This window comes from Celeribacter baekdonensis (genome assembly GCF_003047105.1).
GTDB classification, from domain to species: Bacteria; Pseudomonadota; Alphaproteobacteria; order Rhodobacterales; family Rhodobacteraceae; genus Celeribacter; species Celeribacter baekdonensis_B.
Map to the genome: position 1 here is coordinate 2,252,297 of NZ_CP028475.1, position 16,286 is coordinate 2,268,582.

17 protein-coding genes are annotated in these 16,286 nt (G+C 56.8%); 9 read left to right on the forward strand and 8 right to left on the reverse strand.

The genetic code is table 11. From position 1 onward, the window contains the following. Positions 1 to 4: 4 nt before the first annotated feature. Positions 5 to 1,378 (reverse strand): dihydrolipoyl dehydrogenase family protein, encoded by a 1,374-nt coding sequence (locus DA792_RS14655; protein WP_107720600.1) that lies wholly within the window; start codon positions 1,376 to 1,378, stop codon positions 5 to 7. After that, on the reverse strand, positions 1,375 to 2,097 hold the full coding sequence (locus DA792_RS14660; protein ID WP_107720602.1) for a TVP38/TMEM64 family protein: 723 nt from the start codon (positions 2,095 to 2,097) through the stop codon (positions 1,375 to 1,377). Before DA792_RS14660 ends, DA792_RS14655 begins: the two co-directional genes overlap by 4 nt. Before the next feature lie 270 nt (positions 2,098 to 2,367). Between DA792_RS14660 and rpmH the strand changes: the two genes are divergently transcribed. The 9 genes from rpmH (at position 2,368) to DA792_RS14705 (ending at position 9,901) form a co-directional block, all read left to right on the forward strand. Beyond that, the gene (gene rpmH / locus DA792_RS14665; protein ID WP_009574071.1) at positions 2,368 to 2,502 is read left to right on the forward strand and encodes a 50S ribosomal protein L34; all 135 of its coding nucleotides are present in this window, start codon (positions 2,368 to 2,370) and stop codon (positions 2,500 to 2,502) included. Between the two features lie 52 nt (positions 2,503 to 2,554). Then, entirely contained in the window at positions 2,555 to 2,998 is a 444-nt protein-coding gene (rnpA, locus tag DA792_RS14670; RefSeq protein ID WP_107720604.1) for a ribonuclease P protein component, read from the forward strand. Next, positions 2,995 to 3,315: a membrane protein insertion efficiency factor YidD gene (gene yidD, locus DA792_RS14675; protein ID WP_107720606.1), complete on the forward strand. Its 321-nt coding sequence runs from the start codon at positions 2,995 to 2,997 to the stop codon at positions 3,313 to 3,315. The genes rnpA and yidD overlap by 4 nt, the downstream gene beginning before the upstream one ends. Positions 3,316 to 3,321: 6 nt before the next feature. Further along, entirely contained in the window at positions 3,322 to 4,203 is an 882-nt protein-coding gene (gene ttcA / locus DA792_RS14680) for a tRNA 2-thiocytidine(32) synthetase TtcA (protein ID WP_107720608.1), read from the forward strand. A 75-nt stretch (positions 4,204 to 4,278) separates the two neighbouring features. Next, positions 4,279 to 5,826, forward strand: a complete 1,548-nt coding sequence (locus DA792_RS14685; RefSeq protein ID WP_368074476.1) for a putative bifunctional diguanylate cyclase/phosphodiesterase — start codon at positions 4,279 to 4,281, stop codon at positions 5,824 to 5,826. Between the two features lie 105 nt (positions 5,827 to 5,931). After that, positions 5,932 to 7,770: a membrane protein insertase YidC gene (gene yidC / locus DA792_RS14690; RefSeq protein ID WP_107722722.1), complete on the forward strand. Its 1,839-nt coding sequence runs from the start codon at positions 5,932 to 5,934 to the stop codon at positions 7,768 to 7,770. Positions 7,771 to 7,789: 19 nt separating this feature from the next. Next, positions 7,790 to 8,437, forward strand: coding sequence for a ribosome biogenesis GTP-binding protein YihA/YsxC (gene yihA, locus DA792_RS14695; protein WP_107720610.1), 648 nt, complete (start codon positions 7,790 to 7,792; stop codon positions 8,435 to 8,437). A 67-nt stretch (positions 8,438 to 8,504) separates the two neighbouring features. Then, the gene (argB, locus tag DA792_RS14700; RefSeq protein WP_107720612.1) at positions 8,505 to 9,395 is read left to right on the forward strand and encodes an acetylglutamate kinase; all 891 of its coding nucleotides are present in this window, start codon (positions 8,505 to 8,507) and stop codon (positions 9,393 to 9,395) included. Continuing rightward, a complete protein-coding gene (locus DA792_RS14705) occupies positions 9,395 to 9,901 on the forward strand; it encodes a SixA phosphatase family protein (protein WP_107720614.1) in 507 nt (168 codons plus the stop codon). Before argB ends, DA792_RS14705 begins: the two co-directional genes overlap by 1 nt. On the opposite strand, the gene DA792_RS14710 is transcribed toward DA792_RS14705, so the two are convergent. The 6 genes from DA792_RS14710 to DA792_RS14735 all read right to left on the reverse strand — a co-directional run bounded on the left by DA792_RS14710 (position 9,891) and on the right by DA792_RS14735 (position 16,283). Next, positions 9,891 to 10,739: a hypothetical protein gene (locus tag DA792_RS14710; protein WP_107720616.1), complete on the reverse strand. Its 849-nt coding sequence runs from the start codon at positions 10,737 to 10,739 to the stop codon at positions 9,891 to 9,893. The two genes, DA792_RS14705 and DA792_RS14710, sit on opposite strands and share 11 nt — an antisense overlap. Positions 10,740 to 10,836: 97 nt before the next feature. After that, a complete protein-coding gene (locus DA792_RS14715) occupies positions 10,837 to 11,625 on the reverse strand; it encodes an amino acid ABC transporter ATP-binding protein (protein ID WP_107720618.1) in 789 nt (262 codons plus the stop codon). Positions 11,626 to 11,640: 15 nt separating this feature from the next. Further along, positions 11,641 to 12,957 carry an amino acid ABC transporter permease gene (locus DA792_RS14720; protein WP_107720620.1) on the reverse strand — a complete coding sequence of 439 codons (1,317 nt, stop codon included), beginning with the start codon at positions 12,955 to 12,957 and terminating at the stop codon, positions 11,641 to 11,643. 1 nt (position 12,958) lies between these two features. Then, on the reverse strand, positions 12,959 to 14,179 hold the full coding sequence (locus DA792_RS14725) for an amino acid ABC transporter permease (RefSeq protein ID WP_107720623.1): 1,221 nt from the start codon (positions 14,177 to 14,179) through the stop codon (positions 12,959 to 12,961). Between the two features lie 144 nt (positions 14,180 to 14,323). Further along, entirely contained in the window at positions 14,324 to 15,349 is a 1,026-nt protein-coding gene (locus DA792_RS14730; RefSeq protein ID WP_107720625.1) for an amino acid ABC transporter substrate-binding protein, read from the reverse strand. Between the two features lie 226 nt (positions 15,350 to 15,575). Further along, positions 15,576 to 16,283: an ATP12 family chaperone protein gene (locus tag DA792_RS14735; protein WP_107720626.1), complete on the reverse strand. Its 708-nt coding sequence runs from the start codon at positions 16,281 to 16,283 to the stop codon at positions 15,576 to 15,578. Positions 16,284 to 16,286: the final 3 nt, after the last annotated feature.

The following is a 16,286-nucleotide window of genomic DNA, read 5'->3' on the forward strand; positions in this document are numbered from 1 at the left end:
CGGGTCACGGCAGGAGCCTCTGAACCAGTTTCACCACTGTTTTGACCTTGGCATTGTCAAACAGCCTGGGGGTAAAATAGGCACTTGCAGCACGTTTGTTAAGCTCTGCCAATGTGGGATAAGGCGCGACCATCCCCGCAATTTTGCTCATCTTGAGCTTTGCAGAGATCACAAGCGACCAAAGCGTGATCAGCTCGCCCGCGTCCGGGCCGACAATGGTGACCCCCACGGGACGGCCCTTGACCACCATCAGCTTGATGAACCCATCCCCTGCCCGCTCGGTCGCAATGGCACGATCATTGCCCGCATAGTCCGCGCGCAGCACCTCAAGCGCCTCGCCATGGACCTTGCGCGCAGCGGCCTCATTCAGGCCAATCTGGGCCAATTCCGGCGACGTATAAGTGGCATAAGGGATGTGATGAGTTGCGGCTTTGGCGGGCAGACCAAAGAGCAGCGAGCGGATCACCACCCCGGCCTGATAGCCCGCCACATGAGTGAATTGCGCCGTGCCCGAAACCACATCGCCAATGGCATAGACCCGTCGATTGGAGGTGCGCAGTTGGTCATTCACTTTGATGCCGCCACGATTGCGATCCACATCGGCATGTTCCAATGACAGAGATTCGGAATTGGCGATACGTCCGGTGGCGACCAAAAGATGGGTGCCGCGGCACACAGCCCCTTTCTGCAAGGTCAAAGCCACTCCACCCGGCTCCTCAGCAACCTTCACCACAGTGGAATACTCAAGGATTTGCACACCCTCAGCGATCAACGCCTCTTTGACCAATTTGGCCGCCTCGGGATCATCGCGGCCCAGCACACGACCGGCCTCCAACACTGTGACCTTTGCGCCGAAACGCCGATGCGCCAGCGCCATTTCCATCCCAATCGGCCCACCGCCAAGGATCACCAAATGCTCCGGCAACGCCGGTTGCGACCACAGCGTCTCATTGGTGAGATAAGGGACATCTTCGATTCCCTCGATCGGCGGCACCATTGGGCGCGAGCCAGTGGCAATAACAAAGCGGCGGGCTTTGATGCGATAGTCGCCCGCCTCCACCGCATTGGGCGCGACAAACCGCGCATGGGCCCGGATCACGGTACAGCCTAAGCCCTCAAAGCGCTCTTGGCTGTCATGCGGCGCGATGGTGTCGATGGTTTTGTGAACATGGGTGAGCGCGTCTGAATACCTCATACCCTTTGATGCAGCATGGAGTAGCGCTTTGGACGGAACACAGCCGTAATTGAGGCAATCCCCACCCATCTCGCCTTTTTCAATCAGCACAACCCGCGCGCCCATCTGAACCGCGCCCGCCGCAACGGACAACCCGCCAGACCCGGCGCCGATCACACAGAGGTCTGTTTTGATCTGTTTCATAGGGTCTCCTTACGTCGTGCTTTGATCAATATAGGCGCGATTGAAAGCAAACACAGGCCCAGAATCGGCAAGAGAATTTTTGGGTCGAACACCACGCTCAGATCAGGCCGCCCGCCTTGATCGAACACTTCGCCCAATCCCGCCCCCACAGAGGTAAAAACCAAGGCACCGGGAATGATGCCCAATGCTGTAGAAATCACAAAGCGATGAAAGGCCACGCCGAACAGGGCTGGCAAAAGATTGGCGACGAAAAACGGCACTACCGGCATAAAGCGCATGAGAAACAGCATCGACCATTGGTTTTTGTCGATGCCTTGTTTGATCTTATGAATGCGGCCTTCGGAGGCATCCAGTTTTGAGGCCAACCATCCACCAAGCCCCCAACGCGCTGCGAGAAACAACAGCGAGGCCCCCAATGTGGCGCCGGTGATGTTGAAGATCACGCCGGGAAACGTGCCAAACAAAAAGCCACCTGTCAGGGTGGCCACCGTAGCGCCCGGCAGGGAAAACCCAACGATCACCGTGTAGGCGACGACGAATCCCAAGACTGTGAGTGCATAATGCGCATCGCGCATCGCGATCAGGCGCATCCGATTCTCCGACAACGCCTCAAAACTCAAAGCATCCCGAAACACATAGGCCAGAGCGAGCGCCAAACAGAGCAGCACCAGCAGTGGCACAACATGTTTGCGCTGCGACGGGGGGGATGTTTCGGCCAAGGCATGATCCTTTTGGCTATGAATTGATGCGATTTCCTGCAAAATGGGCAATCAAACGCGCCGTGACCAGAAGTTTGCGCGACTCTCACGCGGCAGTGATGTTCTGTCCTCAAATTTCCCGACAACCGGGCAGTTTGTTACAGAAATACGTCGCATGTGAATTGACAAGCGCGCGCTGCCCTCCTATTGGCTGGGCTTCGAAACACTTACCGCCTTCGAATCCCCGTTCTTTGGGGGTTTGGGCCCTGATCAACCGATGGAGACGGCGCGATGAAACGCACCTACCAACCGAGCAACCTCGTCCGCAAGCGCCGCCATGGCTTCCGTGCCCGTATGGCGACCAAAGCTGGCCGTAAAATTCTCAACGCCCGCCGTGCGCGTGGCCGTAAGTCCCTCTGCGCATAAGTCTGCGACCGGGACATCCTTGAGAGTTTAGACTTTTAGGGGCGAGACCAAAATGACACCGCCGGACGCACCCAAGGCAGAGGCAAACGCCACAGCCGCAGGTCCGCGACCGGCGGTTTTGTCATGCGCTGATGCCAATGCAAAACCTCAGATGGACACTCTGCGCAAACGCGCCGATTTCCTGAAGGCTGCGCGTGCGCGGCGTCAGGGCACGTCGAGCTTTTTGCTTCAGGGACGCAAACGTGGCGAAGGCGAGACCGCAAGTGGCATTCGCGTCGGCTACACCTGCTCCAAAAAGGTCGGCAACGCGGTGTTTCGCAATCACGCCAAACGGCGTCTGCGCGAAGCTGCACGCGAAGTCATTCCCGAACTGGGGCGCGAGGGCTGGGATTATGTGCTGATCGGCAAAAAGACCGACACAAGCGCGCGGCCCTTTGATCTTTTGCTCAAAGACCTGAAATACGCGATGCGCAAGGTCCATGGAGACACGCGATGACTCCGCTGGCCTATGTGGTGTCCCTGCCCGTGCGCGCTTACCGGCTTATTTTCAGCCCGTGGATTGGCTACAATTGTCGTTATCAACCGACCTGTAGCGCCTATGCGATGGAAGCGTTGGAAAAACACGGTGCGCTCAAAGGCAGCTATTTGACTATGCGTCGCATTGGGCGATGCCATCCGCTGGGCGGGACCGGGTACGACCCTGTGCCCGACCCGAAACAGCCGCACAGCCACTCCAAGCACAGCCACTCCAAGCACAGACAGTGCAACCACGACACCCCCCCTGATAACGCCCCAGACAGCACCGAGGAGTGATCCGCCATGCTCGATGATCTCGACGACATTCACCCGCTTTTTCACGGTGCCCCGTCCACGACGGAGTTCAAAAAACTGCGCAAACGCATCATCCGCAATGTGCGCGAGGCGATTGAGCAATATGGCATGGTGGAGCGTGGCGCGAAATGGTTGGTCTGCCTGTCCGGCGGCAAGGACAGCTACACGATGCTCGCCGCGCTCTATGAGCTGAAATGGCGTGGCATGTTGCCGGTGGAGCTTGTGGCCTGCAATCTGGATCAGGGCCAGCCGGGCTTTCCGGCCACGGTTCTGCCTGAATTTCTTGAGAAAATGCAGGTTCCCCACCGCATTGAATACCAAGACACCTATTCTATCGTCATGGACAAAGTGCCCGCCGGGCGGACCTTTTGTGCGCTCTGTTCGCGTCTGCGCCGTGGCAACCTGTACCGGATCGCCCGCGAAGAGGGCTGCACGGCCGTGGTGCTTGGACATCACCGCGACGACATTCTTGAGACCTTTTTCATGAACCTGTTTCATGGGGGCCGCCTTGCAACCATGCCGCCGAAATTGGTCAACGAAGAGGGCGATCTTTTCCTCTACCGCCCGCTGGCGCATGTGGCCGAGGACGATTGCGAAAAATTCTCCCGTGCGATGAACTACCCGATCATTCCATGCGATCTCTGCGGCTCGCAAGACGGACTTCAGCGCCAACAGGTCAAACAGATTCTCGACGGCTGGGAAAAGAACAGCCCCGGGCGGCGACAGGTTATGTTCAAAGCGCTGACCAATATCCGCCCCTCGCATATGCTGGACCCAAAATTATTCGACTTTCTTGGCCTTTCGTTAAAGGATGGCGAAGACGTTGGAACAAATGCGGAAAATTCTACGGAAATCCCGAAGCTGCGTTAACCGCACGGCCATGTTCTTGGCCCAAGGTCCTGAGTGAGAGCGCCTTTTGGGCCAAACACTAGACCGGGACGACACATGATGCGCGACATCGCCGCCAAGCTTCATCGCCTGCGCGATGCCCTGATGGGGCCTCAAACTCTGGCTTTCCTACCAGCCATTTGCCTCGGCGCATATTGGTTTGGCGGGGAAACCGCTTTAGTAATCTCAGCCCTTTTCATTCCCGCACTTTTTGCGGCAATCGGGGCGCTTCCATCGCTTGCTTTGTCTTTCTCCCCCGACCCAACGAAGGCACGCGATGGCTTGACCGGGTTGCCGATGCGCCCCGCTGTCATTGATGCCTTGGATCAAATTTTAGACAGCCGGGATGTGACTGGCCGAACCACGGCCTGTTTGGCCGTCGACCTTGACGATTATCGCGCTTTGGAAGCCAGTTTAGGAACTGCCGCCGCCGACGACATGCTCAAAACCGCCGCCGATCGCTTGGTCGGCACGCTGCGCGAACATGATGTTGTGGCGCGGCTGGACGGCGCGCGCTTCGCCATTAGCCTCGCCCCAGTACGGCGTGCCGATCTTGAAACCCTGATTCAATTGGCCTCCCGGCTTCAGGCCGCGCTGTCTGAGCCCTACACGCTCAATGCAACCAAGCTCTATGCGACCTGTTCAATTGGATTTTGCATGCCAAACCGTGCCCCAGCCTGTTCGGGGCAGGCGTTTTTGGATGCCGCCGAAGTCGCTCTGTCAGACGCGCGGCACAACGGACCTGGCTCGATTCGCGCCTTCACCCCCTCGCTCAAACCCAAAACACTTGATCGCGGCACCATCATTGCCGATGTCGGTGAAGCTTTGGAAAACGGTCAAATCGTCCCATGGTTTCAGCCCCAAATCTCAACGGACACAGGCGAAGTCTCCGGCATGGAAGCTCTTGCACGTTGGCATCACCCGGAAAAGGGCGTCATCTCCCCCGGCGACTTCATCTCGGCCATTGATGAGCTGGGCCTGAATGAGCGATTGAGCGAGGTTATCCTGTACCACGCCCTCATGTCTCTGAAAACATGGGACAAGGCTGGATTTCACGTGGCCTCTGTTGCGGTTAACTTCTCGCCATCAGATCTCGCGAACCCAAAACTGGTGGACAAGATCCGTTGGGAGCTTGATCGGTTTGACCTTGAGCCGTCCCGGTTGAGCGTTGAAATTTTGGAAAGTGTCATCGCCTCCTCCGACAATGACACCATCACGCGTAATATCTGGGCTCTGAAGGAAATGGGCTGCGGCATTGACCTTGACGATTATGGCACGGGCCATGCCTCCATCGCCAATATCCGGCGCTTTGCCGTCAAACGGATCAAAATTGATCGCTCCTATGTCACGCGCTGCGATCTTGATCGAGATCAGCAAAATATGCTCGCCGCCATTCTGACAATGGCCGAACGCCTTGAATTGGAAACACTTGCAGAGGGGGTTGAGACTGTTGGCGAACATGCCATGCTGGCGCAACTTGGCTGCGGTCATGTGCAGGGTTTCTCCATTTCAAGACCGATGGCTTTTGAAAAAACGCTCGAATGGATGGACGTTCATAAACGCAAATTGGCCGAAACACCCCGGATTGGAAAACGCGCCAGTTGATCACTTTGCTGCATTTTCCAAAAGAAATAGCCAAAACCGCTTGACCTTCCGGCCTTGGACGGGTTGAACCAGCCAAGATTATTTTCCAAAAATCGGGCGGCCTTCATGGACGATCAAAACAAGAACCTGATTCTTGCCGTAGTGTTGAGCGGCGCTGTCTTGCTTGGCTGGCAGATTTTCTTTCCAGCTCCCCAACCTGTTGTAGACCCCAACGCCCCAGCGGTGACGACGGTTGATCAGGCTGGCGCAGGGTCTGTCGCTCTGACGCCGCCAAGCGCAGACGCAAGCGTCGAGATGACAGGTGAGAACAGCGCAACGGCACAGCAAGTTCCAGATGCGCCAAGGATCACTATCGAAACGCCCCGACTGGAAGGGTCCATTTCGCTCGTCGGCGGGCGGATCGACGATCTCTCCCTCAGAGACTACAAAGTCGCGCTCGACAGTGACGAGATTGTCACCTTGCTCCGCCCTGTCGGCAGTGAAAGCCCTTATTACGCTCTGTATGGCTGGGCGCCGGGTGGCGCTTTGGAAACCACGGATGTGCCAGGTGCAAACACCACTTGGTCCGTGGAGAGCGGCAACATTTTGTCTTTGGATGCCCCTGTCACGCTGGCCTGGGACAACGGCAAGGGTCTGGTGTTCCACCGGAACATCGCAATTGACGAGAACTACATGTTCACCGTCACGCAGTCCGTGCAAAACAACAGCGCCACTCCGGCCCGCATGGCAGCCAACAACGAAGTTGTGAAAATTGGCAAGCCCGAAGACCTGACCCGGTTGCTCGTCCATGAAGGCGCAATCCGTCAGTCCGGCAAAGAACTCAAAGAAATCAGCTTTAAAAGCTCGATGCTTAAAACCAAATTCACCGAACTGGATGCGGACCCGCGTTGGGGTCAGCACGCCGAAGTCGTGGATGTCGAAAAAGACGGTTGGGTCGGCTTCACCGATCACTACTGGATGACCGTTTTGATCCCGAATTCCAGCGATCCGTTCACCTCGGTTGTGTCCTATCAGGAAAGCGCCGACGTCTATCGGACGGTTGCGCGCTACCCGACGGTTGAACTCGCGCCGGGCCAATCTGTTGAAATCACCTCGCGACTGTTCTCTGGTGCGAAAGAATGGGAAACCATTCGCAGCTATGAGACCGAAGATGGGGTCTATAAGTTCAGCGACTCGACCGATTGGGGCCTGTTCTTCTTCTTCACCAAGCCGATTTTCCGCATTCTTCATGCGCTGCATGGCCTGATTGGCAACATGGGCTGGTCGATCGTGCTTTTGACGCTGATTCTCAAAGGCATCATGTTCCCGCTGGCCTATAAATCCTACGTCTCCATGGCACGGATGAAAGAGCTTCAGCCGGAGATGGAAAAACTCAAAGCCTCCGCTGGCGACGACAAAGAAAAACTCCAGCACGGCATGATGGAGCTCTACAAAACCAACAAGGTGAACCCGGCCTCTGGCTGTTTGCCGTTGATCTTGCAGATTCCCGTATTTTTCTCACTCTACAAGGTGATCATCGTCACCACCGAATTGCGTCAAGCGCCGTGGATCGGTTGGATCAAAGACCTGTCTGCACCGGACCCAAGCTCGATTCTGAACCTCTTCGGCCTTCTGCCGTTTGCAGCCCCCGAAGCCGGAACCACCTTTGCCATTGTCTCCCTTGGGATTTTGCCGATCATCCTCGGCATCTCGATGTGGCTGCAACAGAAGCTGAACCCAGCTCCCACAGACGCCTCGCAGGCGATGATCATGGCATGGATGCCTTGGGTGTTCATGTTCATGCTCGGCAACTTCGCCTCCGGTCTGGTGCTCTACTGGATTTGCAACAACACCATCACCTTCACGCAGCAGTATCTCATCATGCGCAGCCACGGGCACAAACCCGATGTTCTGGGCAATGTGTTACGCTCGCTGCGGCTTAAGAAAAAGGAGACGACGTCCTGATTTGGGCGTCTCACACCAGATGAACCTAAGTTTCCCCATTGCGGATCCTGACGCGGCGGCCCTCGAGAAGGGCCGCTTGCTGTTTGCGGCACAGACCGAATTTGTCAAAGGCGTTGTCGCCATGGACGGCATGCCGCCCGATGACCGCCTTGAGGTCTGCTTTGCAGGCCGCTCAAACGTGGGCAAATCGTCCCTGATCAACGCATTGACCGGGCATAAGGCACTCGCACGTGCCTCAAACACGCCGGGCCGCACCCAAGAGATTAACTTTTTCACCGCCTCAGACAGTCATTACCTCGTCGATCTTCCGGGCTATGGCTATGCCAAAGCGCCGATCCAAACCGTCGAGAAATGGCAACGCCTGCTCAAAGCCTACCTGTCTGGCCGCGCCACGTTGCGCCGGGCCTTTGTGCTGATCGACAGCCGCCACGGGGTCAAATCCGTCGATGAGGAAATCATGGACCGCCTCGACAAGTCCGCCGTGACCTTTCAGGTGGTGCTGACCAAAGCCGACAAGGTCAAAGAGGTGGAGCGCGCGGCAATCCTCGAGCAGGTGCGTGCGGCGGTGGCAAAACACCCGGCCGCCTACCCGGAATTGATCGTCACGTCCTCGGAAAAGGGCTGGGGCATTGATGTTCTGCGCGCCGTGATCGCGACGCTGGTGTAAGCGCCCCTTGCACCCGCGCCCGGGAACGCGATACTCAGGAGCAACCCCTCCAACGGACTCCTGGGAAATGAAGACGCAAGACATGAACAGAGACTGGATCGCAACCGCCCGCACATTGTCACAGGCCCTGCCCTATCTGCAGCGTTACGAAGGCGCGACAGTGGTGATCAAACTTGGCGGTCACGCCATGGGATCTGACGAGGCGATGGAAAGTTTCGCCCGCGACGTGGTGTTGATGCAGCAGGTTGGCGTCAAACCAGTGATCGTTCATGGCGGCGGTCCGATGATCAACAAACTTTTGGCCGATCTGGACATCAAATCCGAATTCGTCAACGGCAAGCGCGTGACGGATAAGGCCACAGTCGAAGTCGTTGAAATGGTCCTCTCCGGTCTTGTGAACAAACGCATCGTTCAGGCGATCAACAGCCAAGGTGGCCGCGCCGTCGGGATTTCCGGCAAGGACGCGAACCTGATGATCTGCGAACAGACCCACCCGGATTTGGGATTTGTCGGCACACCGATCAAAATGGACCCCTCGATCATCAAGGAACTTGGCGATGAAAATCTCATTCCGGTGATCGCGCCTGTGGGCGCGGGGCGCGATGGTGAGACGTTTAACGTCAATGGCGACACCGCCGCAGGGGCCATCGCAGGGGCGCTCAAGGCCGATCGCCTGTTGCTGTTGACCGATGTGTCCGGCGTCAAAGGCGCGGATGGCAATGTCTTGACCTCGCTCAACTCCGAACAAATCCGCCGCCTCACCGAAGAGGGCACCATCGCTGGTGGCATGATCCCGAAAACCGAAACCGCACTGGACGCGTTGAACGCCGGGGTGCGGGCCGTGGTGATCTTGGACGGGCGCGCGCCCAATGCCTGTTTGTTGGAGCTTTACACCGAACACGGTGCGGGATCGCTTATTCGCGACAGCCAACCCAGCATGAAGCCGCACGGCGCATAATGGGCCTGCGCCTTGTCCTGATGCGACATGCAAAATCGAGCTGGGATGATCCTCTGAGCGACGATTTTGATCGGGTGCTCAATGCCCGCGGCCAAAGCAACGCCGCCGCGATGGGGATTTGGCTGCGGGACAAAGGGTATCTGCCTGATCAGGTGTGGGTCTCCGCCGCTGCACGCACGCGTGAAACCTATGAATGGCTGTCCAACGGTATGGGTCTTTGCGCCAATGTCGTGGTCAAGGACACGCTCTACCTTGCCTCGGACATGCGGATCATGTCCGAATTGAAACAGGCCCAGGGCGACACCGTTTTGGTGATCGCCCACAACCCCGGCATCGGCGAATTTGCCGCACGCTTTGCCAACAGAGCGCCACTGCACAAAGACTTTGCGCGCTACCCGACCTGTGCCACCACTGTGTTTGACGTGGCCGCACCGACATGGTCCGAAATCACATTTGGCACCAACCCGATTGCCGAGTTTGTAACGCCGCGCGATCTTACCGACTGATCAGGCTTGGCCGGTCTAACCCGGCCAAATGATCCGCCACATCCCTGACGGTATATGGATTGCGCGGGTCCAATGTCATCCGCGCGCCCAAAGGGGGCACGTCACAGGAAGCGGTCTTTTGACGTGACATCGCAGCCCTTGAGAGGAGGTCAAACGCCTGCATCAGGTGTGCGCGCCAGCGGTCTTTTTCACCAAAGGGGATCACGAGTTTGACGCCAAAAGGCAAATCAGGATGATCGGCAAAAACCGTGATGTCGGGCCGATGCCCATGCGGATCAAGCGGGGCGAGATCACCAAAATAGAACCAAACCGGACGACCACCCTGCCCCGCCCAAACCCCCGGCGCCCACGGCCCGTAGGTATCGACCGCATCAAAATCCGGCCACATCGGGCGCTCGGGCCTTATGCGAGGCGGCTGACGCGCCGCAGACGATGGAAATGCGCCGCCTGGCAGCACTGAAAGCACCGCGCAAGTCGTGCCCGAGCAGGCCCGACCGTCCGAGAGCGGCAGATCATAGCGCGCCTCCATACTCCAGTTCAAAAAGGGGTAGCCCATATCACCAATATAACGCGGACTGTCTGGCGCGGAACACAATCCGCCGGGAGGCGGGTGGTCCAAATGCAAAAGCGTGCCGCACGTCCAAAAGTAGCGATCAGTTTGCGACGGACAGACCGCGTTCCCCTCTGAGAGCAAGGCCTGAACATCCGGGCGTCTCATGATGGCAGCCAGCTCGGCACGATGAGTGGCGGCGGCGCGTTGATCTTCGGTCAACGTCCAGACCAGCCAAGCCAAAGCAAAAATCAGGACGGCAATTGCCGCACCGCGTTCCAACCGCATACCAAATCCCCTCTGCAACAGCCCTAAAGTGACGCAAGCGGAGCGCAAAAGTAAAGGGCGCCCCGAAGAGCGCCCTGATTTGAAATGCCATCTCGGCTCAGTGGCCGAGGATCTGAGACAGGAACAGTTTGGTGCGATCCGATTTCGGATTGTTGAAGAACTCTTCCGGCTCGTTTTGCTCAACGATCTGACCTTGGTCCATGAAGATCACGCGGTTGGCGACCTGACGGGCAAAGCCCATTTCATGGGTCACGCAGAGCATGGTCATGCCCTCTTCGGCCAGCTCGATCATGGTGTCGAGCACTTCTTTGATCATCTCAGGGTCAAGCGCCGAAGTCGGTTCGTCAAACAACATGATCCGCGGCTTCATGCACAGCGAACGCGCAATGGCCACCCGTTGCTGTTGCCCACCCGAAAGCATGCCGGGGTATTTATTGGCCTGTTCCGGGATTTTCACCTTTTCCAAGAAATGCATCGCAATGTCTTCAGCCTCACGTTTCGGCGTTTTTCGGACCCACATCGGCGCGAGGGTACAGTTTTCCAAAATTGTGAGATGCGGAAACAGGTTGAAATGCTGAAAGCACATGCCGACTTCAGACCGGATTTTGTCGATGTTTTTCAAATCCGACGTGAGTTCAGTCCCATCGACAATGATCTTGCCCTTTTGGTGCTCTTCAAGGCGGTTGATGCACCGGATCATCGTCGATTTACCGGAGCCAGACGGCCCGGCAATGACGATCCGTTCGCCCCGGTTGACGGTCAGGTTGATGTCACGCAAAACGTGAAATTCCCCATACCATTTGTTCATATTGACCATTTGAATGGCCACCTCATCGGAGACGGTCAGCTTGGAACGGTCGATTGTGCGGTCTTCTGCGAGAGACATATCCGGTCTCCTTTCTTAACGGTGATCCGTGCGGAGCTTGCGCTCCAGCCACTGTGAATAACGAGACATAGAGAAACAGCAGACCCAAAAGATAAGGCCGATGAAGATGTAGAGTTCCCAAGTGATGCCGTTCCATGCGGAGTTTGCACGGATCGCCTGAGCGGCGGCGAGCATATCGAAAATACCGATGAAAAAGACCAGAGTGGTGTCTTTGAACAGCCCGATAAAGGTGTTCACAATGCCCGGGATCGAGATTTTCAACGCTTGCGGCATGATGATCAACCGCTGCGCTTTCCAGTAATCCAGACCCAACGCATCGGCGGCCTCGTATTGACCCTTTGGCAAGGCGGCAAGCCCGCCACGGATCACCTCGGCCATATAGGCAGAGGAGAACAAGGTCACCATGACAATCACACGCAGGGTGAGGTCAAACTCGGTATCGGGAGGCAGAAAGTAGTTGAGCAACAGCGAGGCGGTGAACAGCAAGGTGATCAGTGGCACGCCGCGCAGAAACTCGATAAAGCCGACACAGATCATTTTCACCAATGGCAAATCGGATTGACGCCCCAAAGCAAGGATGATGCCCAGCGGCAGCGACAAGGCGATGCCGGAGACGCCAATGATCACGGAGATGACGAAACCACCAAGCTCACGGCTCTGGATCTCGCGCAGGGCCAACAACGGAACAGTGTCGTTGAGCGCGGTGACCACATAGGGGCTGAGGATCATCCACCAGACGAAGGCGGCGATGAGAGAAATCAAAGCGGTCAGGCCAGAGCCAAGAGAGCGCCCCGCAATATTGGCCGCCAACAAAGCCACCCCGAAACCAACTGCCACAGAGAGCGGGCCCCAAAGCGATCCACCCCAGATCAGCCAGACCATGACAAAGGGATAGGCCATGGTAAGCCACATCATCTTGCGCGGAAGCGCATCGAACAGCACCGGCAAGATCGCGAGGATTAAGAGGACAAAGGCAACATGGGTGCGCCAATATTCGCTGGACGGGAAAAATGTCCCATAGACGATTTGATTCCAACGCTCATGGATCACGGCCCAACAGGCATGATGGGTGTTGCCATAGCGTTCGTTGAGGATGGCGCGGCAGTCCTGCAAGGAATCTGCGGTCCAAACCCCGCCAAACGCCCAAGGCACAAGCGCGTGCAACAGATTGTAGACCAGATAGAGCGCAACCAGCGTCAAAACCGTATTGAACCAGCTCGAAAACAGGTTTTCACGGATCCATTTGGCGGCGCCAACCTGTCCACGCGGGGCGGGTTGTTGTTCTAACATTTCGGAGCGCACATAGGCGATGGGTGAGTTTTGTTTGACCATCTTAACGCTCCTTCAACTTCATGGATTTGTTGTAGACGTTCATGCCCGACGAAATGATCAGAGAGACGATGAGATAAATCAGCATCATCAAGAGCATACATTCAAGCTCACGGCCGGTGTTGTTCATCGTCGTGCCACCCAACGTGGCACGCAAATCTTGGTAGCCCACAGCCAAAGCGAGAGAGGAGTTTTTGGTCAGGTTGAGGAACTGTGAAATCAGCGGCGGGATGATAACGCGGAGTGCTTGCGGCAAGATCACAAGGTTCATTGTGCGTGAGGGGCGAATGCCCAAAGCGAATGCCGCTTCAGTCTGGCCCTTGGAAACTGCGAGAATGCCGGACCGGACGATCTCGGCGATAAAGGCGCCGGTGTAGATCGACAGGGCCAACCAAAGCGCAATCATCGAGTTGCTGAGTTGAATGCCACCTTGGAAGTTAAAGCCTTTGAGAACCGGGGAATCGAAGGTGACGGGGCGACCAAGCGCCAAATACACCAAAAGCGTCGGCACAATGAAGATCGCCAATTTGATCCAGACCGTTGGCAAGATTTGCCCGGTCGCCTCAAATCGATGCAACGCCCATTTGCCAAAGGCCCAGATACCCAACAGCGACAACAGGAACGTGCCAATCACAAACACCGAGCCCGCGCCCCAAACCGGAGAGGGAATATATGTCCCTCGGTTGGTCACGGCCAACGTGTCCCAAAGCCACATTGACGCCGTCGGCGTTTCCCCCCGAAAGGCACTTGGTTGCGGCAGGGTTTCGGACAAGACCGCCATGGTGGCGATGATCCAGATCACCACAGGGATGTTGCGGAAGGTTTCGACATAGACCGTCATGACCTTGGCCACGAGCCAGTTTTTCGACAGGCGCAAAACCCCCGCCGTGACCCCCACCAGCGTTGCCAGAATACAGCCCAAGAACGCGACAAGAAGCGTGTTCAGCAAGCCGACCATGGCGGCGCGGAAATTGCTCGATGTCGAGTCGTATTCGATCAAGGTTTGTTGGATGTCATAGTTGGACGGATTGCGTAAAAACGTGAAATCAATTTCCTTGCCAAGATTGGCAAGGTTGATCGTCACGTTGCGGATGAGCACCCAGCCAACCAACATGAACGCTATAAAAACAATGACTTGTATGGTGATCGAGCGATACCGCGTATCGTAGATCAACTGGCTGAGCCGAAAACCTTGGCTTTGCGGCGGATCTGTAAGTGTCGTCATAAGTGACGGTCCCCTGTTTCCCCTGAATAAATCCATACCCCGCGCGATCCCTTGGGTCGCACGCCGAAATGTTTGACTTTCGTTTGGGTAGCGTCAGAACGGAAAAGGGCGCGGTATAAACCGCGCCCTTTCCACATTATGATCTTAACGGAAGGGCGGCGAGTAGATCAGGCCGCCTTCGGTCCAAAGCGCGTTCAAGCCGCGCGCCAGACCCACCGGAGTGTTCTCACCGATGTTTTTCTCAAAGCTTTCGCCGTAGTTGCCAACTTGGGTGATGACGTTGTAGGCCCAAGCATTGTCGAGGCCCAACATCGCGCCCAGTTCGCCTTCGACCCCCAAAAGACGGTTGATCTCAGGATTCTCGGTGCCTTTGGCAAGCTCAGGCGCATTGGCGGAGGTCACATCAAACTCTTCTGCGGTGATCATCGCGTTCAACGTCCAACGCACGATGTCAGCCCAGTTGTCGTCGCCGTGACGCACAAGCGGACCAAGCGGCTCTTTGGAGATGATTTCCGGCAAAACCACATAGGCGTCCGGGGTCTCAAAAGAAGCGCGCGATGCGGCCAAAGCAGAGGCATCCGTAGTGTAAACGTCACATGCACCCGCAAGGAACTGGGTCTGTGCTTCGGTAAAGCTTTCAACCGGAACCGGTTCGTAATCCATGTTGTTCACACGGAAATAGTCGGCAAGGTTGAGCTCGGTGGTGGTGCCGGTTTCAATACAAACGGTCGCACCCGCCAGTTCTTTGGCAGAGGACACGCCGAGGGCTTTCGGGACCATAAAGCCCTGACCATCGTAGTAGTTCACACCCACAAAGGTGTTTTTCAAATCGACATCGCGCGAGAAGGTCCAGGTGGTGTTCCGGGCCAACATGTCGACTTCGCCAGACGCCAGCGCGGTGAAACGCACAGCAGAGGTCAGCGGAGTGTATTCAACTTTTTCAGCATCGCCGAGAACGGCGGCGGCAACAGCGCGACACAGATCAACGTCGAAACCAATGTATTTACCGTTTGCATCCGGCGCAGCAAAACCGGGGGTGCCCGGGTTCACGCCGCATTTGAGCGCGCCGCGCTCTTGGACCGCGGCAAGTGTCGACGAATCTTGGGCCATCGCCGCGCCAGCAGCAAGGCCAGCCATCGTCAGCGCGCCGAGAAATACGGATTTATTCATGTTTACCTCTTCCTGATACTGCGCCGTTTTCGGCGCTATTTTTCCGATCCCTAAGGGTCGGTAGCGTTAGCAAAGTGAGCAAATGCTCTTTCAATGAGCGTAGTTTGGAAGGATTCATTCCAGAACGTCAAGAGTGGGATCACGATTCTGCATGATAACCGTACGTCCGCCCAAACCGCTTGCGGAAATGCGCGTGAATTCAGCATGGCAGATGTGAAAGCGCCGCTTAATTGACCAGGCGGTAAAAGAGTTCTGCGTGAACAAAGCTTTGGCGCTTGATTTCGGCGCTTTCAGCAGCCTCTTCATCCTCGCCCCATTGTTCGATTTGGTACAGATCATCAAGGCGCGACAGCGCCCAGGCCTCATCTGCGGACAGCTTGCCATTTGTCACCGCAAGGCCCAGAATCAGGGAACCGGACAAGCTGACCAGATCGTGAAACGCCGCCAGTTCAAATTCGTTGAATGCATGGCTCTTGTCGCGCAGCACTTGCAAGGCCCCAGCCTCCTGCGGGACATGCATGATGCCTGTTCGCGGATGTAGCCGCACCCCAAGTGCGTCTTCGGCCCAATCGAGAATGGGGTCCCACTGCTGCGCCTGACGCGCCACCAATTCACGCGGATGGGCCGCGCGGTAACAGAGCAGATCACTGTCGCCATAATCGGCCAACAAATTAGCAACTTCGGCGTGCTGAATGGCCACCTTGTCGATGGCGGCATTGGCGCTACGGGTGGCAGGCATGGTGTTTGGGTCGATTTCTCCGTCCTGCGCGTCCCATTCCATCGCGATCACCTCAGCCAAGGCGCGGGTCGGAACGATCAGCGGCGCTTTGGCGGGGGTGCGCACCGGACGGCCATCCAGACGGATTTCAAACCCACCCTCAACGGCCTCAACCGTGGTCTCTTTCCAAAACCGCTTTGCTTTCCACTCCGACACGTC

Bases quoted from the DNA above. Each gene is read 5' to 3' on its own strand.
- DA792_RS14655 (WP_107720600.1), bottom strand. From the start codon at position 1,378: ATGAAACAGATCAAAACAGACCTCTGTGTGATCGGCGCCGGGTCTGGC.
- rpmH (WP_009574071.1), top strand. From the start codon at position 2,368: ATGAAACGCACCTACCAACCGAGCAACCTCGTCCGCAAGCGCCGCCAT.
- rnpA (WP_107720604.1), top strand. From the start codon at position 2,555: ATGACACCGCCGGACGCACCCAAGGCAGAGGCAAACGCCACAGCCGCA.
- yidD (WP_107720606.1), top strand. From the start codon at position 2,995: ATGACTCCGCTGGCCTATGTGGTGTCCCTGCCCGTGCGCGCTTACCGG.
- ttcA (WP_107720608.1), top strand. From the start codon at position 3,322: ATGCTCGATGATCTCGACGACATTCACCCGCTTTTTCACGGTGCCCCG.
- DA792_RS14685 (WP_368074476.1), top strand. From the start codon at position 4,279: ATGATGCGCGACATCGCCGCCAAGCTTCATCGCCTGCGCGATGCCCTG.
- yidC (WP_107722722.1), top strand. From the start codon at position 5,932: ATGGACGATCAAAACAAGAACCTGATTCTTGCCGTAGTGTTGAGCGGC.
- yihA (WP_107720610.1), top strand. From the start codon at position 7,790: ATGAACCTAAGTTTCCCCATTGCGGATCCTGACGCGGCGGCCCTCGAG.
- argB (WP_107720612.1), top strand. From the start codon at position 8,505: ATGAAGACGCAAGACATGAACAGAGACTGGATCGCAACCGCCCGCACA.
- DA792_RS14705 (WP_107720614.1), top strand. From the start codon at position 9,395: ATGGGCCTGCGCCTTGTCCTGATGCGACATGCAAAATCGAGCTGGGAT.
- DA792_RS14710 (WP_107720616.1), bottom strand. From the start codon at position 10,739: ATGCGGTTGGAACGCGGTGCGGCAATTGCCGTCCTGATTTTTGCTTTG.
- DA792_RS14715 (WP_107720618.1), bottom strand. From the start codon at position 11,625: ATGTCTCTCGCAGAAGACCGCACAATCGACCGTTCCAAGCTGACCGTC.
- DA792_RS14720 (WP_107720620.1), bottom strand. From the start codon at position 12,957: ATGGTCAAACAAAACTCACCCATCGCCTATGTGCGCTCCGAAATGTTA.
- DA792_RS14725 (WP_107720623.1), bottom strand. From the start codon at position 14,179: ATGACGACACTTACAGATCCGCCGCAAAGCCAAGGTTTTCGGCTCAGC.
- DA792_RS14730 (WP_107720625.1), bottom strand. From the start codon at position 15,349: ATGAATAAATCCGTATTTCTCGGCGCGCTGACGATGGCTGGCCTTGCT.